This window comes from Larkinella terrae (genome assembly GCF_009668025.1).
Taxonomy (GTDB): Bacteria; Bacteroidota; Bacteroidia; order Cytophagales; family Spirosomataceae; genus Larkinella; species Larkinella terrae.
This window is the reverse complement of record NZ_WJXZ01000014.1, coordinates 869,185-886,443: the sequence shown is the minus strand read 5'-3', so window position 1 is coordinate 886,443 and position 17,259 is coordinate 869,185. Positions and strand designations below refer to the sequence as shown.

Genomic DNA, 17,259 nt, shown 5'->3' with positions numbered 1-17,259 from the left:
CAGCGGTGAAATCCAGACTTAACAAACTAATTTTCAAGGAATAAACTTCAGACAAACCGGCATTGAAACCGTAATTTCTTTGCCTGTCGGCGTCAGTTTTCCCGTTGTTGCGTCCCGTTTGAAAATGGTGATGTTGTCGGTATCCTGATTGGCAACCAGCACGAAAGTTCCCGTCGGATCGATGGCGAAATTCCGGGGTGTTTTCCCCAGCACATTCTGATAGCCTACCAGCGTCAATTGCCCGGTTTTAGGGTTGATGCTGTAAATCGCCAGGCTTTCGTGGGCACGGTTGGAACCGTACAGGAACTTCCCGTCGGGTGAGATGTGAATATCGGCGCACCATTTCCGACCAGCGTAATCGTCTGGCAGGGTGCTGATGGTTTGAAAAGGCATCAGGGCGCCGTTTTTATAGGTAAAGCCGGTGATGGTTCCTCCCATTTCGTGAATGACGTACGCGAATTTGCCGTTGGGGTGGTACGTAAAATGCCGGGGACCAGCACCGGGCGTTTCGGTGGTGAACGGCGGATTTCCCGGCGTCAGCTGCCCGGTTTGCGCATTCAGCGAATACGTCATGATCTTGTCGGTGCCCAGATCGGGAACGAAAACGTCTTTGTTGTTGGGCGCAATATTGATGGAATGGACATACGGTTTCGTCTGCCGCTCCGGGTCGATGCTCTTCCCTTCGTGCTGAATCACCTCCTTCAATTTCCCCAGCGACCCATCGGCCGCAACGGGCAAAACGCTCAGGTTTCCGCTGGTGTAGTTGCCCACAATCACCCATTTACCGGTTTTGTCCACTTCCAGATGCGTACCGCCTTTTCCGCCGGTCGGCTGCGCATTGAGCAACGTGAGCTGGTGAGACGCTTTATCGATGGCGAACGCCCGGGCTGTATCGCCGGTGCTGCCGCCGACCGAGTACAAAAACCGCCGATCGGCCGAAATCGACAGAAAGGACGGATTTGACCCTTTGGCAACGCCCACGGGCGCGAAATCCCCCGTTTTGGTGTTGAACCGAAAGACGTAAATTCCTTCGCTGGTTTTGCGGGTATAAGTACCGACGTACAGATAATAATCGGCAGCCTGCCCGAACGTCACGAGACTGATCAGACAAAAAAGGCCGAAAAAGACGATTTTCTTCATACGTTTCTAAAGCGGTTTTTGGCTAGTCTATACCGTCGTCGGGGCCATTTTATCCGTTGTTTCGGTCATTCGCCCCTATTTCCAGATAACGGAGTGATCGATACCGGAAATGGTGGCTCTTCCCGTTAAAATCATCGCAATTTCCAGTTCGGTTCGCAGGATTTCGACAACCTTCGTCACGCCCTCGGCGCCAGCGCACGCCAGCCCGAAGCAAACCGGTTTTCCGACCAGAACGGCACTGGCACCCAGCGCAATCGCTTTCAGGACATCCGTTCCGCGCCGGATGCCGCCATCCATCAAAACCGGTACGCGCTGGTTCACCTGATCGGCTACGCGCGGCAGGGCGTCAATTGTGGCCGGAACCGTATCCAGATTCCGCCCGCCGTGGTTGGAGACGATAATGCCGGATGCGCCGGACTGGATGGCCTTTTCGGCATCGCTGGCATTCAAAATTCCTTTCAGCAAAACCGGTGTTCTCGCAAACGAATTGATCCACTCGATGTCTTTCCAGGTAAGCGGTTTTTTCTCGTCCAGCGGGCCGGGCATGTGGTGGGTAATCACGTCGTCGGGCAGCCGGAAACCGCCTTTTTCCTGCCGGTTTCGCACACCCGGAACGGCCGTATCGACGGTGATGCACAGGGCGCGAAAGCCCCGGTCTTCCGCTTCCTGAATCAGGCTTTTGGTCAACTCCCGATCATCCCGGACGTACAGTTGAAACCAGAGCGGTTGGGTAGCTTCGCGGGTAATTTCGGCAAGCGGAGTAGTTGTAAACGAACTCACTACGTAAACGGCCGCTGCCGCCCCGGCGCCCCGTGCCGTCGCCAGTTCGCCCTCGGGGTGCATCAGTTTATGATAAGCCGTGGGCGCAATCAGAATGGGGTGGGACAATTCCTGGCCGAAAAGCGACAGGCGGGTATCGGGTTGGCCAATGCCGTTGAGAACCGTCGGATTGAGCTTGATCGCGTCGAATGCCTGCCGGTTCCACCGGATGGTCAGTTCATCAGCCGCGCCACTTGCCACGTATTCGTACGCCATTTTTGACATTCGCTCAACCGCCCGCTCTTCAAAATCGGCGAGGTTCAGGCATTCGGATAAATCCATTGAGCCCGTAATAAAATCTTCAGAATGATTGATCATTTTTATACCGAAGCCGTCAGAAGCTCTTCCCGAACCCGCCGGGCCACGATTTTTTCTTCGCCCGGTTGCAGCATCCAGGCCGTTATCCGCACCAGGTTTTCGCCTTTCAGCGTTTCGGCCACCGCCGGATCGACCGAATCCGAACCGGCCTGGTAATGGTACAGCGGCAAACCGGCAAAACCGGCTTCGATCGACGGCTGGCCATTCCGCAAGCGGTCACGCAGTTCCCGGCCGGTCAGTTTCACCAAGGTTTCGTCCCACTTAATAGTCAAAACCGGCGTCACATTGCCCAGTTCGGGAATCGTAATTTTGGTAGTAATTCCCTTTAAACCGCTCACCGCGTTCTGGATGTGGGCAATGCGGTTTTCCCACTCTTTCCATTCCTTGTCGTGGTCATTCGCCAGGTATTTTTCCAGCGCGACGTACATGCCGAGAATTTCTTCCTTGTTCACTTTGTGCCCCCGCGCCACGGTAAAGCCCCGGGGTGGTGAATTCAATCGCGCGGCCGCAATCAGGTCTTTTTTACCCATCAGAATACCGGCGCTCTGCGGGCCGCGAATGGCTTTTCCGCCCGAAATAAACACCAGATCGAAGCCCATTTCGTTGAATTTCCAGAGGTTGGAAACCGGCGGCACGTCGGCGGCAATATCAATGGAAGTCGGGATGTTGTGTTTTTTACCCAGCGCCACCCATTCTTCGTGTTTGATCTGGCCCTGATTGGCAACAATGTTCAGGAAATGCAGCAGGGCGGTTTTTTCGTTGATGGCTTTTTCAACATCGTCAATCGTTTCCACCTCCACAACCCGGCAGCCGGTGTTCAGAAAAGCGTGGTTGTAGCGTTCGTTGTGAGTTTTCTGGCAGATCACTTCCGATTTCATGCCGGTGCCTTCCAGGTGCGGCAGTTGCTCCACCTTCCGGACGTCCAGCCCCGTCAGCACGCCCGCCAGCCCCAGCGTCATGGCCGAAAAAGCGCCGGACGTCACCATAGCCGCTTCGGAATGAACCAGTTGCGCTATGCGTTCGCCCACCTTGTCCTGCACCTCGTCGATCATGGCAAAATGCCCGGCAGTCCGGTCGATGATCTCGACCACTTCCTCACGCATGATGCAGCCCGACATGTAGGTCAGCGTTCCGGCGGCATTGATAAACGTGCGAATGCCTAATTCCTGAAAAACATCCCGGTGTTTGGCTGGCGCACTGGCGGCAGTCGCCAAAACCGCCTGCGGAGCGGCTCCGGTCAGGGGCAAAACCGTCAATCCTTTTAGTATTTCCCTGCGGTTCATGGTCGTATCTCTGGTAAAGTCCCTAATTTACTGGAGATACGGATTAAATTCCTACGCCATCACGACACTTTTCTTGCCCTGCTGATAATGGCTGGGTGTCAGACCCGTGTATTTTTTGTAGGCAATCGAAAAATGCTGGGAATGCTCGTAGCCCAGCGTCGCGGCCACCTCGTCGACGGTGTACGAACAGTTGCGGAGCAGTTTACCGGCGTATTCCATCCGCAGTTTTCGGAGGTAATTAAAAACCGTGGTATCGAAGAGTTCCTTGAAGCCTTTTTTTACCTTGAATTCATTCAGCAGGCAATACCGGCTCAGTTGCGCCAGCGTGTGTTCTTCCAGAAAAGTAGCTTCCAGATAAGCCTTCAACTGATGCAGTTTTTCGGCTTCGTGCGGAGGAACGGTTTCGGAACCGGCCACCGGTTTTTGGAATTGCTCGATTTCTAGCGCCACCAGTTCCAGCACCCGCGACTGAATCAGCAGATTGCGCATCGGCCCTGTGGCTTTCGGGTTCCGAATATCGTCGATCAGGTGCTGCATCTGGGGCGTGATGGTCTGCACACCCTTCACCCCGGAAAACGGACGGTCGTGGTGTAACTCCGTCAGAATCTGCTCACTCCACGCATCATCCTGTCCGATGGAAGCCGCAAAAAAGTCTCGGTCCAGCCCAATCAGCAACGACGCCATCGATTGCCTGCCCGTCATCTGGTTGGTGTGCCCCGACTCGGGTGTATGAATCAGGTTGTGCGTTCCGGCGCGCATGTTCAGGTCGTGGCTCAGCCCCCGAAACCGGGAATCGACGGTTCCTTGGAGCATGAAATTGATGGAAATGCTGTTGGAAGGCACGGTATCGTGCAATTCGATGTCGCTGGCAATGTCCCACCGCATGTCGATCAGCTGCATGTGCGTAAAACCGGCGTGCTTCAGCTGAATCGATCCGGCTTTGGGGTGGTACAAGGCATCGGTGCTCTTTATGGATGCCCCCGCCAGCGGGAAAGGACGCGGTTTGTTCGGACTATTAATTACTTCAAAATCAAACAAATCCGTCGCATTTAACACCATTGTCGCCATAACCTGCGTCTTGTTTTTGGGAAAGCGATTGGTTTTTCAGAGACCAACCTTTTTTGCCGAAGAAGTCCGGCTTTGTGAAACAAAAATAGACGCTCGTTCCGATTGGGAGAATGATAAACCGGCTCAATTGGAAGAACAGGGGCGTCAATTGGTAAACCGCCTGCCTGAACTGGAAAACCGCCCATTCGCCAAAAATCCGTTTCGGGTAGGTGCTAATCCGGTTTGCGTAGGCCGATACCGGCTATTCGGGCCGACCTTTGCAAAAAAACAACAAAGAACAATCTGTAAACAACCACGCTGATGAATTCTTTCAAACAAGCATCGAATTGGCTCACTACCTTGTTTATGCATCACCTGATGCGGTTTTCGGGAAACGCTTTTCCAGGAAAACGGATGATCTATTTTCTGGCGGCCACGCTGCTGATCACCGGTTGTAAAAAACCGTTGCCCGAACCCACCGAACCCCTGCTGGCCAATGCCGGGCCGGACCAACCTGTTCAGGTCGGGCAACTCGTTACGCTGGACGGCACGGCCTCGAAAGACGGGCCGGGAAAACCGCTCACCTACCAATGGACCATTCTCCGAAAACCGGCCAAAAGCGTTGTGACGCTGGCTTTGCCCGAAACCGCCCGACCCACGTTTACACCCGACGAAGTGGGAGAATATGAACTGCGACTGACGGTTTCCAACGGCGCAGCCACGAGCTTCGACAACGTGCTGGTGCTGGCTTCAACGGCCCAACCGCTGACCATCGACCGCGATATTACGGTGAAAACCGTCCTGGAAGACCGCATTCTTAATCCAAATCTGCCCGACTACATCGTACCGAAAAGCATTGCCGTTAAGCACGAACTGACGATTCAGCCGGGCGTGGTGATTGCGTTTGAGCGGGATGTCCGGTTCGACATTAACGACGAAGGCGGCAGCCTGATCGCCAAAGGAACCGCCGATAAAAAGATTCGTTTCATCGGTGTTGGCCAAACCAAAGGCTACTGGACGGGGATTATGCTGTATTCGGAAAGCAACATCAATGCGCTGGAAGAAGTCGAAATCCTTCATGCGGGCAGCCGTCCGATGCTGAATAACAAAAAAATGGGCATGGCGATGTTCAAGGAAAGCCAGATGGCGCTGAAAAACACGCTGTTCGCCCAGAACGACGGCTACGGTTTGTTCGTCCAGGAAACGGCCATTTTGCGGGCTTTCTCAACGAATACCTTCCGCAACAATGCCGAAGCGGGCATCCTGCTTTCGACCGAAAACGTGGCAAAACTGGATGCGGCTTCCGTTTTTACGGGCAGCAACGGCCGGAATGTCGTCGAGATCAACGGGGATTACATCGGCAACACGGCCACGCAAAATGCCGAGATCGTCTGGGGCGGTTTTGCGGATAAAACGCCTTACCGGTTTTTGAATACCGTGGCAGTCCGTACGGGCTGGAAACTCAATCCGGGTGTCACCATCGAAATGTCCCGCGATGCCTCCATTATCGTCAACGAAGAAGCGTATTTACTGGCAAAAGGCACTGCGAATCAGAAGATTACTCTTACCGGAGCTGCCAACGCAACGGCCTACTGGCAGGGCATTCTGAGCCATTCGGTGAGTGACCGGAACAGCATCGAAAACGCCGAAATCAGCAACGCCGGCAGCAAAGTGATCATCTCGGGCAAACGGGCAAATGTGGCGCTTTACGGCCACAATGCCACCCTGTCCATCCGGAATACGCGCATCAGCGGCAGCGGAGGATACGGAATCTGGGTGGGCTACGGCTCTACCATCAACCCCGATGCCGCCACCGCCAACACCTTCGACGGCAATGCACAGGCTACTGTCGAACGTGAAAATTAAATCCTTCCCGCTTCCGTCGCCACCGACAACTCCGCGAACCGGAGTTGTCGGTGGTTTTTTCGTGGAAATTCGCCCCAATTTTTCTATTTTTACCTATTCTGTTGGACTCAAATTCCCGAAGAAGATGTCGTTTCAGGCTTATATTGACAATATCGAGAAGAAAACGGGCAAAAAACCGGACGATTTCAAACAACTCGCCACGGCGAAAGGATTACTCAAACCGGGGGTAAAAGCCGGTGCAATCGTGGCCTGGCTCAAGGAAGATTTTGATCTCGGTCACGGCCACGCAATGGCGATTTACAAGGTTTTCAAGGACGATGGCTTGCTGTAACCACCTAATTGTCTGCCCATTAAGCTGAATCATTTGCAAGCGCAGTCTAACGATACGCCCACCGATGAAAGAAAGTGAGTTGGATTTTTACCTGAGCCTGGGCTATTTTCGGATGCACCAGGATGTCTTCACCTGCCGATACCTGGTTCACGACAATACCATTTTCCCCGTACACTGGCTGCGAATCGACCTTAAAAACGTCGCCTACCAAAGCAAGCAACGCGCGCTGCTCCGGCGCAACGAAAAATTCACGACGATCATCAAACCTTTTGTTCTGACGCAGGAAATCCGGGCCCTTTTCGCGGTTTACCGCAACGCCGTCGATTTCGAAGCGCCGGAATCCGTGGAATCCTGGCTGCTCAACGGCGCCACCTACAACCTGTTCGATACGTATTCGGTGGAAATCCGGGAACAGAACCGGCTGATCGCAGTCGGGGTTTTCGACAACGGTGCCGAAACCATTGCCGGTATCATGAATTTTTACGACCCGGAATACCGCAAATACAGCCTGGGCAAATACCTGATGATGCAAAAAATCAACCACGCCCGGCTCCAGAAAAAACTCTACTACTATCCGGGTTATCTGGTCAGTAACTATCCCAAATTCGACTACAAACTGTTCCCCTGCGAAGCCGCTACCGAAGTTTACGACGACAACACCGGGCAGTGGCTGCCGTTTTCCTGGGAAACCGTCAACGCCCTGGCGAACGACATTCTGGATGAATCATAAAACCGGGAACCGGGCGGTTTTTATCTTATACTTTCTGAAACACCACAATGCCGTTGTGTCCGCCGAACCCGAAAGTGTTGCTCATGGCGGTTTTGACGTTCGTGCGCACGGCTTCGTTCAGAACGAGGTTCAGCGTTTCGGGAATCGCCGGATCGCGGACGGTCGTATTGATGGTCGGCGGGATGACGTTGTCGCGCAGGGCCAGCAGGCAAACGATGGCTTCAATGGCTCCGGCCGCCCCCATCAGGTGGCCGGTGATCGACTTGGTTGCGCTGATCTGCAGCCTGGTTTTCCTGTTACCGGTCAGGCGGGCCACGGCGTTCATTTCCGACAGATCGCCCACCGGCGTTGACGTCGCGTGCGCGTTCAGGTAATCCAGGTCTTCGATGTTGATGCGGGCTTCGTTCAGCGCCAGTTGCATGGCTTTGGTCGCACCAACGCCGTCCGGATGCGTAGCGGTTATGTGGTAGGCGTCGGCGGTCATGGCCGCGCCGATCATTTCGCCATAGATCGTGGCTCCGCGCTGAACGGCGTGTTCGTATTCTTCGAGCACGATGGCACCCGCGCCTTCGCCCATCACAAAACCGTCACGATCGACGTCGAACGGCCGCGAAGCCGTTGCGGGATTACCGTTCTGCGTCGACATGGCTTTCATGGAACAATACCCGCCGAACGACGAAGGCGTAATGGGTGCGTCGGAACCACCACTGACAATGATTTTTGCCTTCCCAAGCCGGATGTAATTGAAGGCGTCCATCAGGGCGGAATTGGAGCTCGCGCAGGCCGAAACCGCCGTGTAGTTGATGCCCATAAAACCGCTGCGGATCGAGATCAGGCCGGAAGCCAGGTTGATGAGCACTTTCGGAATCATGAACGGACTAAACCGGGGATGACCGTCGCCCAGTACAAACTCTTTCGTCTGATCTTCAAGGGTTTCAGTTCCACCCTGCCCCGATCCCCAAATGACGCCGACATCGAAGGGATCCATTTTATCCAGTTCAAAACCGGAGTCCCTGATGGCCTGGTCGGCCGCAATGAGGGCGTATTGGGTAAACCGGTCGGTCCGCTTGATATCGGCGCGGTTTAAATACTGCGAAGGATCAAAATTAGAGATTTCAGCCGCGAATTGCGTCCGAAACTGGGAAGCATCGAAGCGGTTTATGGGCGCGAAGGCCGGTTTGCCCTCCACCACCTGACGCCAGAACGTCGAAATATTCGTACCAATGGGAGTAAATGCACCTAATCCAGTAATAACAACCCGGTGTAACATGTGAACCTAACAGTGAGAATCCGAAAATTTGTCCGCAAAGAAAGCGACTTCCTTTGTGTGATAAAACGTCGGAACGAATTTAGGTTCCGCACCCACGGACTTTAGTCCGTGAGCACTGGGCACAGATAATGCAGTATCAAACCGGAACGCCTGCCGATTTGGGAGCACAAACCGGCACCGGTTCTCTTCCCAATTTTTTCAGGAGCCGGTAATGCGAAGACAACGCGGACGAAAAACTCGGATTTTCGATGTACGGCAGATCAAATTCCCGGGCGGTTTGTCGGACAATGGCCGTAATAACCGGATAGTGAATGTGGCAGACTTTCGGAAACAGGTGGTGTTCGATCTGGCGATTCAGTCCTCCACAGAGAAAGGCCGCCAGCGCCGAGTTGGGGGCAAAATTCGCCGTGGTCTGCATCTGGTGAACGGCCCAGGCTTCCTGAATGCCAACGCCTTCGGTCGGAACCGGAAAAGTCGTTCCCTCCACGACGTGCGCCAGTTGAAACACCAGTCCCAACACCAGTCCTTCCACCATGTGCATCAGCACAAAACCGATCGCAAACTGCCACCAGGACAGATCCAGCACCAATAATGGCACGACGATGAAGAAAATGTAATAGCCAATTTTAGTGGCAAAAAGGGTGATGTATTCTTTCCGGGGATGGTTCGAATTGTCGCACCGACCGATGGTTTTCTTGAAAAACTTGAGGAAATCCTTGCGAAAAATCCACGACAGCGACGCCAGCGAATACAGCGGAAACGCGTACCACTGCTGAAACCGCTGCCAGGGGCGCAGGGGTTCATCGACATCGACGCGGATCAAACCGGGCGCAATTTCAATGTCTTCGTCGTGGCCGGGAATATTGGTATAGGTGTGATGCACCACATTGTGCGTGATTTTCCAGACATACGGATTGGCTCCGATCAGGTAAAAACTGGAAGCCACCAGGCGGTTGACCCAACTGCGCGACGAGAACGCGCCGTGGATGGCATCATGGGAAACATTGAAACCGATAAAAGCCGCAAAAGCCCCCAGCACCAGCGCCATGGCCAGCATTGTCCAGGTGCCGAACTGATTCGACAGAATCAGGCCGTAGAGGGTCAGGTAGCCGGTCATGAAAAAAGCCGCTTTGGCCCACATCGCGCCGTTGGCGTGGGGCGAAAGATTTCTTTCCTTAAAATGAGCGTTGACGCGCTGCCGGACGGTGGCGAAAAACTGCGACCGATTCGTGGTGTTAAATTTCAATTGATTTACCATAAAAAAACCGCTAAGGGCCATCTCCCGGATGGATTCGGTGCAAAAAGAAGACCAACTAATCCCTTAAAAGTAAAAGATAAAGATAAAAAACATGCATCCGGGACCGTTTCCCGATAGCATTTTGGCAGATAAAAAGAAGAGGAGTGGAACTGAAAGACCAGGGTAAGTCGATACAGATGTGTACTCTAGTTACGGTTTGTCAGTTGAATTTCAACCAACGTTTGGTTAATAACGACCGGGTGCCGGTTTTATTGGCGTTAGGGGAAAGTTTATAGTTTACGGTTTTCAGTTTTCGCCGGGCCGACGTTTCGGTAGCTGACGCGTTCAATTCATATCGAATATCGAACGCGTCAGTCCCGGCGTAAACCGAATACCGTAAACTATAAACCGTAACCTTATTTATCCCACCAGAGCGGTGTCGACAGGGGCACTTCGGCCGGGACGTTGACGCCGTTTTTCGCATTTTCGCCGTTTGGATAAGCTGCCCGGCGGATGAAGGTCGGCAGCGCGGCATTCAACGGGAGCGTAAAGCCTTTGTATTTGTAGTCGTACCGCCGGGCGTCGTTCCAGGCTTCCGGATTCAGGTACGTGGCAACGTATTTCTCCTTGAAAATCAAGTCGATCGTCAGAGCCGCCGAACCTACACCGACCGTCGGATTCGCCAGATAGGCATCCCGGGCGGCCGCTGCCACGCCGTATTTGTCCATGTTGGCGGTAATTCCGGCCAGATAAGCGGCATACGCACGGGCTTTGTCACCCGCCCGGAAAGCGGCTTCGGCTTCGACAAATTTCATTTCCGAGAACGTTGCAATCAGCAGGGGCGACGCGTCACCGGTCAGCGGAGAGTTCAGCGAAATGTAATTTTCGTCTTTCGTGGTGTTGTTACCGCCCACATTTCCCTGCCCGTTCCGGGTGCCTTTGTAATCGTTGTTGACGGTTTTGTCCGTGATTTTTTCAATGCGCGGATCAAAAACGCCGTAGGTCACCCCGTTCAAATGATTGACAAACTGGCTGGAAAGCCAGCCATCGAGCAGCAGAGCCGCATTGTCGCGGGCCACCTGCGCCCACGGATTCCGCAACAGAAACGACGACATCTGCGCATCGTCCGCGTTGGCCGTATACGATTTCGAAACCGCGTCGAGTACATCGGCCGGTTTGTAGGTTGCCTGCTTCGACACTTTGTTCAGCATCCGGGCTTTCAGCGCGTGGGCGGTTTTAGTCCACGCGGCCGTATTGCCCTTGTGAATCAGATCATTCGCAGCGGCCAGCTTCACTTTCGAATCGGTTTTTGCCAGCTCCGTAATGGCCTCATTCAGCAGATTTAAAGCCGTCGTGTACAGCGTTTCGCCCGTATCGTACTTCGGCGTCAGCGTGGTTCCGGTGAACGCATCGGAGAACGGAGCCGCCCCAAACACATCGGCAATCAGCGTCAGGTGATACGACAGCATCACATCGGCTACCCCAACGTATTCGGATGCGCCCTGCTCCTGCGCCTTCTTTTTCAGGTCGTAAAGGTCGGCCATTCCGAAATAAACTGCGTCCCAGGTCCCGGTGTAATCCGTCACCTGGTACGTATCCGTCGATCCGGCGGTCCCCGGGTTGGCGAGGTACTGTACAAAGTAAGACGTGGTGTTGGCGACCCGCTGCGAGTTCAGAGCGGTTTTCTGGGTCGTGGTCGAGAGCAGCGACGCCAGGGGCGGATTCGCAATCAGGTTCGGATTATCGTTCAGTTCAAAATAATCCTTGCATCCCCCCAGCCCAATCAGCAGCAGGGTCAGCAGCGGAAATATCGATTTATGATTGAATTTCATGGTTGTCAGGAAATAAAGTGTTTTAAAAACCAACGTTCAGGGTAAACAACAGGCTGCGCAGCGCCGGATACGTAAAACCGGTGAAGCCATCGACATTGCTGCCGCTGCTCGTGGAGCTGGTTTCGGGATCGTAGCCGGAATAACCGGTCCACAAGGCCAGATTGTTACCCGTTGCACTTAAACGCACACTCTTAATGAACGTGTTTTTAAGAATGGATGACGGTAAGTTATACGACAGACTCGCGGACCGAAGCCGTACCCAGGAAGCATCTTCGATGAAGTTTTCAGACACGCCCCGGTAGACATTCCGGTAAAAACCGTTGGTGTAATCGACGCCATCCGGCCCTTTGCCCTGCCCCAGCCACACCGGTTTGGTGTTCCGGGTTCCGTCGGCCAAAACGCCGTCAAACACCTTGGTATCGTTGCGGTCTTCGGTGTACTTGGCAATTCCGAAGGCGGCAAAAAAGTTGTCCAACTGGTTGTAGCGATACTGACCCACGCGGGCGTCAAACAAAACTGCCAGCGAAAAATTGCCGTAGCGCACCGTATTCGTAATCCCACCGATCCATTTGGGCTGTGAGTTGGCAATCAGTTTCTGCGCCGTACTGACCACGGGGAAACCGTTGGCACCAATCACGACGGGGCGGTCCTTGTCCAGAATCGTCGGGTTTTCGTCGGCGGCATTGGCGTAATACCTTTTGTACGTCCGGCCGTAAAGATTCCCGTAGGCATACCCCGGAATCAGCTTCATCGTCACCGTCGAACTTGAATAACCGAACTGCGAAGCGTAGTTGATTTCCGTCAAACCGTTCCGCAGACTGAGAATTTTGTTGCGGTTGGCCGAAAAGTTCAGGTTAACATCCCAGCTCAGTTTTCCCTTCCGAACGGGCGTTCCGCGCAGAATCAGTTCAATGCCTTTGTTCCGCATCGAACCCGAGTTGATGGCGGCTTTCACGTAGCCCGTCGAGGAGGTCACATCGACCTGAATAATCTGGTCTTTGCTGATCGAATGGTAGTAGGTCAGATCCACGCCCAGCCGGTTGTTCAGGAAACTCATTTCCAGACCGCCTTCGTAGGTATCCGTAAATTCGGGCCGCAGATTCGGGTCGCCAAGCAACGCTCCGCGGGTAAAACCGGTCGATCCGGAGGGTAGATTCAGGTAGGATGCGTAGCCGGAAACCGTCGAATACGGAGCCGCATCTTTCCCGATTTTGGCGTACGACGCCCGCAATTTTCCCATCGTGATGAAGGTCGGCAGTTTTAGCTGATTCGAGAAAACGTAGCCAAGGCTCGCCGACGGATAGAAAAACGAGTTATTCGGTGCCAGCAGCGAGGACGTCACGTCGTTCCGGCCCGTCAGCGTCAGAAACAGAAAGTCCTTGTAATCGAAGGTCAATTCGCCGAAAACACCCATCAGGCGGTAATCCTCCGCCGACTGCGAGGGCGTAATCGTCTTGGCATTTCGCAAATCGAAGTAATTGTAAACCGTCAGTTCGTTGCCTTCCGCGCCAAAACTCCGGATTCGGCGGTCGTACAGGTCGTGCCCCAGCCGCAGGGTTGCGTTCAGGCTTTCGCCAAATTTAGTATTCGCACTGGCCGCAAAGGTTGAAGTGATGGCTCTGAAATTGGTGTGATACTGGTACACAAAACCCAGTTCATTATCTTCAAAGGTCAGCTCTCCCGCCGTACCCGTTGGTCCGGGCGCGGTCCGCTTACGGTCTTCCGAGTAGGTGTCCAGTCCTACGCGGTAGTTAAACGACAGCCACTTCAGGGGTGTGTACACGAAATTCAGACCGCCCACCAGCCGGTTTACGTTGTCGCGCAGTTTGTTGGTCATCGCCCCGTAAATCGGGTTGCCGTTATCGGGGCTATATGCTTTGTAGGAACCGTCGGCGTTCAGGTAATCCCGAACGTCGTAGCGGGGCGACCAGTAACTCAGGCTTTCGTTGTAACGATCGGCGTTGTAGCGATCCCCGCCCGAATTGATAAAGTTCAAATTAGCGTTGGTCGTAAACTGCTCGCTGAACTTGACATTGGTATTTAACCGCACCGACAGTTTTTCGAAGTTCGTGAACGGAATAACGCCTTCCTGCTTCAGATGGCCAATCGACGACAGGAAATTGATCTTTTCGTTGCCGCCCGAAAACGAGAGATTGTTCTGGAATTGTTTCCCGGTATTGTAAGCGTCTTTAAAGTGATTGTACAATTTCTGCGGGTGCGTCGGATCGATTTTGATGGCTTCCGCGACGGTTGGTCCCCAGGAAGGAAAAAAGTCCTGCGGGTTGTAAACGCCCGAATAACCAATTGTATACTTATCCTGCACTTCCGGAAACTTATTGACATTGTCGATCCCGAATGTGCTGCTGAAATTCCCCCGCAGCGCCCCGGTTTTTCCGGATTTGGTTGTGATGACCACGACGCCGTTGGCACCCCGCAAACCGTACAACGCCGTTGCGGCCCCGCCTTTCAGAATGTTAACCGTTTCGATGTCATCGGGATTGATGTCGGCCGCCCGGTTCGACATGCCCCGGAATTCGGCTCCCGAATTGGTGGTTCCCGTCGAGGTGCTGTTGTCGAACAAAACACCGTCGACCACAAACAGCGGCTGGTTGTCGCGGGTCGCATCGATGGAGTTAATGCCCCGAATCAGAATGCGTGCGCCCTGACCGGGTGCCCCGCCGGTGCTGGAAATGGTCACCCCGGCCACTTTGCCCTGCAAGGCGTTGACCATGTTCGTCTGCCGGTTTTGCACCAGTTCGTCCGAATTGACGCTCTGCGATGCATAGCCCAGCGCTTTCTTTTCACGACTGATGCCGAGCGCCGTCACCACCACTTCATTCAGCATTTTGGTGTCCTGCTTCAACGTGATATCGATGCTCCTGCGGTTTTCGACCGTGACTTCTTGGGTTTCAAAACCGATGTAACTGAAAACCATCACGGTATTACCCGGTGTAACCCGCAGATTGTAACGACCGTCGGCATCCGTCAGGGTTCCGGTGGTGGTGCCTTTCACCGAAACGTTGACGCCCGGCAAAGCTCCCCCATCGCCTTCAGAAGTAACCCGGCCACTCACTTCGATCTGCTGCGCCATCGCCAGAGATGACCAGAACAGCCAAATCATGCTCAAATAAATCCGTAGTTTTTGTTTCATAGTTTCTCATAAGTTAAAATTGATCATAATAAGTATTCGCATGGCAAGTTGAACATTTATTCAAAATTTTGCAATTTTTGCTATTGAACGTAGATTATTCTGTCACTTACGTAATTATTAATGGATTTCTCTGAACAAAATAAAGGAACGGCATCGGTTTGGGCGGGTGAGACCGATTCCTTCGACCAGGGCGCGGTCACCTCGCCGGTCGTAAAAAGCGTGGCGTTTTCGTACCATGATCTCGATGAATGGTACGATGTCGCGACCGGAAAAACCGCCGGTCATATCTACAGCCGGAACACCAACCCAACGGTCCATGTCCTCGAGGAAAAAATCCGTATTCTCGAAAGTGCCGAAGCCGCGACTTCGTTTGCAACGGGCATGGGCGCGATCAGCAACACCCTGTTTGCGCTGCTCGGACCAGGCAAACGCGTGGTGTCGATCAAGGATACGTACGGCGGAACCAGCCGGTTGTTTCTGGATTTCCTTCCCTCCTACCAGATTCAGGTTACCCTTTGCGAAACCGGTAACCACGAAGCGATGGAAGCCGAAATTATGAAAGGCTGCGAGCTGGTATACCTGGAAACGCCGACCAACCCAACGCTGAAAGTGGTCGATATCAAGCGGTTATCGGCGAAAGCTCATCAGGTTGGCGCGGTGGTCGTGGTCGATAATACCTTTGCGACGCCGATCAACCAGAATCCGCTGAAACTCGGTGCCGATCTGGTGCTGCACAGCGCGACCAAATTTCTTGGCGGGCATTCCGACGCGATGGGCGGTTTGCTGTGCGGAAAAAAAGAGCTGGTCGAAAAAGTATTCCGGTTTCGGGAAATCAACGGCGCCAGTCTGCAGGCCGACCCGGCTTACCTGATTGCGCGCGGCATGAAAACCCTGGAACTCCGGATCGAGCGGCAAAATGCGTCGGCGCTGAAAATTGCCCGGTTTTTGAAGGCGCATCCCAAAATCGGCGACGTGTTTTACCCCGGGCTCGAAACGCACCCCGGCCACGACATTGCAGCCGTGCAAATGAGCGGTTTTGGTGGCGTCCTGAGTTTTTCGCTGAACGGCGATTACGAGGACGTCAAAACGTTTCTAACGAAGCTCCGGTTTGTCCATCTGGCCGCCAGTCTGGGGTCGGTCAGTACGCTGGCCGGACCACCGCGCACCACCAGCCACGTCGAACTCACAACCGAACAGCGCGCCCAGCTCGGCATTCCCGAAAGTCTGATTCGGTATTCGGCTGGTATTGAGAACGTTGAAGATTTAATTGCGGATCTGAGCCAGGCGCTGGCCGCGCTGGAACCGGTTTTGCTGGACGAGAAAACCGCATCATCCTGATCGGTTCTGATCTAAAAAAGGGAGCTTTACGTGCTCCCTTTTCAGTTGATTTTACACACTCGGCGCGTTTTCCGGAATGGCAATTCGTAAGGAGCAGAACACCTGATCCCGAATATCGGCGTCCGAAAGCAGTTCGGCGACCGGCCAGGAAACATTCAGTTTCTGACAAAACAGCAGTGCTTCGTTGCCGCTCATTAATGAATTAGCCACGATTGTGTATTGGCTATTCGGGATCATGGCGGCCAGGTGTGCGCCAGAAATAATGATCATCAGGATGAAGTGAGGTATTGAGTAAAAGGAAACCCGGCCTGCCAATACAAACCGGTTTTCTGTATTGAATCGATTTAGTAAACTGTCAAGCCGCTCTCCGAATCGGTTGTGGCGGATTTAACTGGCGAATATGGTCTTCTTTCAGGACAATGACATCCCGTTGCGGTTTGCCGCTGTTGATGGAATCCACCAGGGCGTCCAGCAGGCGAATGGCCCATTCCGGAATAAACTTGCTGTCGACTTCCACAAATACTTTGGGAAAATTGTAAAGCCCGCGCCCTAAGCCAAACTGCACCGCAGCCCGTTTCATCGCATCCGAAATCCCGCCTTTGATGGGCTCTACTTCGGTCCGGCTGGCACCATCGGTTTTGCTGATCGTTCGGCCGTCGGGCAGGGTCACCGTTACGGTGCACAGAAAACCGCCCTCCACTTCCCGGAGGTCGTTGCTCCAGTTTTGCCAGCCGAACTGCGCATCAAATCGCTCCATGACCGAGCGGTTGGTGATGTACGGAACCACAATCAGCCGGGCCGGTTTGCTGCCTTCAGCAGCTATTTTCTTTTGCACCCGCCATTCGATCTCCTCCGGTTGCAGGGCGGCAGTTAATTTAGTAATGTCCATCGTGTTGT

The 17,259-nt window shown here is 53.7% G+C and carries 14 protein-coding genes; 4 read left to right on the top strand and 10 right to left on the bottom strand.

The genetic code is table 11. From position 1 onward, the window contains the following. Positions 1-33 precede the first annotated feature (33 nt). The 4 genes from GJJ30_RS25350 to GJJ30_RS25335 all read right to left on the bottom strand — a co-directional run bounded on the left by GJJ30_RS25350 (position 34) and on the right by GJJ30_RS25335 (position 4,628). Positions 34-1,140, bottom strand: a complete 1,107-nt coding sequence (locus tag GJJ30_RS25350) for a lactonase family protein (protein ID WP_154177964.1) — start codon at positions 1,138-1,140, stop codon at positions 34-36. 75 nt (positions 1,141-1,215) lie between these two features. Beyond that, positions 1,216-2,241 carry an alpha-hydroxy acid oxidase gene (locus GJJ30_RS25345; RefSeq protein ID WP_154178738.1) on the bottom strand — a complete coding sequence of 342 codons (1,026 nt, stop codon included), beginning with the start codon at positions 2,239-2,241 and terminating at the stop codon, positions 1,216-1,218. Between the two features lie 38 nt (positions 2,242-2,279). Continuing rightward, positions 2,280-3,560, bottom strand: coding sequence for an aminotransferase class V-fold PLP-dependent enzyme (locus GJJ30_RS25340; protein ID WP_154177963.1), 1,281 nt, complete (start codon positions 3,558-3,560; stop codon positions 2,280-2,282). A gap of 51 nt (positions 3,561-3,611) precedes the next feature. Continuing rightward, positions 3,612-4,628 (bottom strand): helix-turn-helix transcriptional regulator, encoded by a 1,017-nt coding sequence (locus tag GJJ30_RS25335; RefSeq protein WP_154177962.1) that lies wholly within the window; start codon positions 4,626-4,628, stop codon positions 3,612-3,614. Positions 4,629-4,928: 300 nt separating this feature from the next. Between GJJ30_RS25335 and GJJ30_RS25330 the strand changes: the two genes are divergently transcribed. The 3 genes from GJJ30_RS25330 (at position 4,929) to GJJ30_RS25320 (ending at position 7,534) form a co-directional block, all read left to right on the top strand. After that, positions 4,929-6,473 carry a PKD domain-containing protein gene (locus tag GJJ30_RS25330; protein ID WP_154177961.1) on the top strand — a complete coding sequence of 515 codons (1,545 nt, stop codon included), beginning with the start codon at positions 4,929-4,931 and terminating at the stop codon, positions 6,471-6,473. Continuing rightward, entirely contained in the window at positions 6,463-6,804 is a 342-nt protein-coding gene (locus GJJ30_RS32610; RefSeq protein ID WP_310588383.1) for a DUF4287 domain-containing protein, read from the top strand. Before GJJ30_RS25330 ends, GJJ30_RS32610 begins: the two co-directional genes overlap by 11 nt. A gap of 64 nt (positions 6,805-6,868) precedes the next feature. After that, positions 6,869-7,534 carry an arginine-tRNA-protein transferase gene (locus GJJ30_RS25320; protein WP_154177960.1) on the top strand — a complete coding sequence of 222 codons (666 nt, stop codon included), beginning with the start codon at positions 6,869-6,871 and terminating at the stop codon, positions 7,532-7,534. Between the two features lie 25 nt (positions 7,535-7,559). On the opposite strand, the gene fabF is transcribed toward GJJ30_RS25320, so the two are convergent. The 4 genes from fabF to GJJ30_RS25300 form a co-directional block, all read right to left on the bottom strand. Beyond that, complete coding sequence (fabF, locus tag GJJ30_RS25315) at positions 7,560-8,804, bottom strand: beta-ketoacyl-ACP synthase II (RefSeq protein ID WP_154177959.1); 1,245 nt, start codon at positions 8,802-8,804, stop codon at positions 7,560-7,562. Between the two features lie 136 nt (positions 8,805-8,940). Further along, on the bottom strand, positions 8,941-10,062 hold the full coding sequence (locus tag GJJ30_RS25310; RefSeq protein ID WP_154177958.1) for a fatty acid desaturase family protein: 1,122 nt from the start codon (positions 10,060-10,062) through the stop codon (positions 8,941-8,943). A 395-nt stretch (positions 10,063-10,457) separates the two neighbouring features. Further along, positions 10,458-11,873: a SusD/RagB family nutrient-binding outer membrane lipoprotein gene (locus tag GJJ30_RS25305; protein WP_154177957.1), complete on the bottom strand. Its 1,416-nt coding sequence runs from the start codon at positions 11,871-11,873 to the stop codon at positions 10,458-10,460. A 22-nt stretch (positions 11,874-11,895) separates the two neighbouring features. Continuing rightward, on the bottom strand, positions 11,896-15,024 hold the full coding sequence (locus GJJ30_RS25300; RefSeq protein ID WP_154177956.1) for a SusC/RagA family TonB-linked outer membrane protein: 3,129 nt from the start codon (positions 15,022-15,024) through the stop codon (positions 11,896-11,898). A gap of 120 nt (positions 15,025-15,144) precedes the next feature. Here GJJ30_RS25300 and GJJ30_RS25295 point away from each other — a divergent pair, with 120 nt between their 5' ends. Then, a complete protein-coding gene (locus GJJ30_RS25295; RefSeq protein ID WP_154177955.1) occupies positions 15,145-16,362 on the top strand; it encodes a cystathionine gamma-synthase family protein in 1,218 nt (405 codons plus the stop codon). A 51-nt stretch (positions 16,363-16,413) separates the two neighbouring features. Here GJJ30_RS25295 and GJJ30_RS25290 read toward each other — a convergent pair whose 3' ends face one another. Further along, positions 16,414-16,632 (bottom strand): hypothetical protein, encoded by a 219-nt coding sequence (locus GJJ30_RS25290; RefSeq protein WP_154177954.1) that lies wholly within the window; start codon positions 16,630-16,632, stop codon positions 16,414-16,416. Positions 16,633-16,717: 85 nt separating this feature from the next. After that, positions 16,718-17,251, bottom strand: coding sequence for a Rad52/Rad22 family DNA repair protein (locus tag GJJ30_RS25285; protein ID WP_154177953.1), 534 nt, complete (start codon positions 17,249-17,251; stop codon positions 16,718-16,720). Positions 17,252-17,259 lie beyond the last annotated feature (8 nt).

Coding starts and splice junctions, on each gene's coding strand:
- GJJ30_RS25295 (WP_154177955.1), top strand. CDS start 15,145: ATGGATTTCTCTGAACAAAATAAAGGAACGGCATCGGTTTGGGCGGGT.
- fabF (WP_154177959.1), bottom strand. CDS start 8,804: ATGTTACACCGGGTTGTTATTACTGGATTAGGTGCATTTACTCCCATT.
- GJJ30_RS25345 (WP_154178738.1), bottom strand. CDS start 2,241: ATGGATTTATCCGAATGCCTGAACCTCGCCGATTTTGAAGAGCGGGCG.
- GJJ30_RS25340 (WP_154177963.1), bottom strand. CDS start 3,560: ATGAACCGCAGGGAAATACTAAAAGGATTGACGGTTTTGCCCCTGACC.
- GJJ30_RS25290 (WP_154177954.1), bottom strand. CDS start 16,632: ATGATCATTATTTCTGGCGCACACCTGGCCGCCATGATCCCGAATAGC.
- GJJ30_RS25285 (WP_154177953.1), bottom strand. CDS start 17,251: ATGGACATTACTAAATTAACTGCCGCCCTGCAACCGGAGGAGATCGAA.
- GJJ30_RS25305 (WP_154177957.1), bottom strand. CDS start 11,873: ATGAAATTCAATCATAAATCGATATTTCCGCTGCTGACCCTGCTGCTG.
- GJJ30_RS25350 (WP_154177964.1), bottom strand. CDS start 1,140: ATGAAGAAAATCGTCTTTTTCGGCCTTTTTTGTCTGATCAGTCTCGTG.
- GJJ30_RS25330 (WP_154177961.1), top strand. CDS start 4,929: ATGAATTCTTTCAAACAAGCATCGAATTGGCTCACTACCTTGTTTATG.
- GJJ30_RS25335 (WP_154177962.1), bottom strand. CDS start 4,628: ATGGCGACAATGGTGTTAAATGCGACGGATTTGTTTGATTTTGAAGTA.
- GJJ30_RS25300 (WP_154177956.1), bottom strand. CDS start 15,024: ATGAAACAAAAACTACGGATTTATTTGAGCATGATTTGGCTGTTCTGG.
- GJJ30_RS25320 (WP_154177960.1), top strand. CDS start 6,869: ATGAAAGAAAGTGAGTTGGATTTTTACCTGAGCCTGGGCTATTTTCGG.
- GJJ30_RS25310 (WP_154177958.1), bottom strand. CDS start 10,062: ATGGTAAATCAATTGAAATTTAACACCACGAATCGGTCGCAGTTTTTC.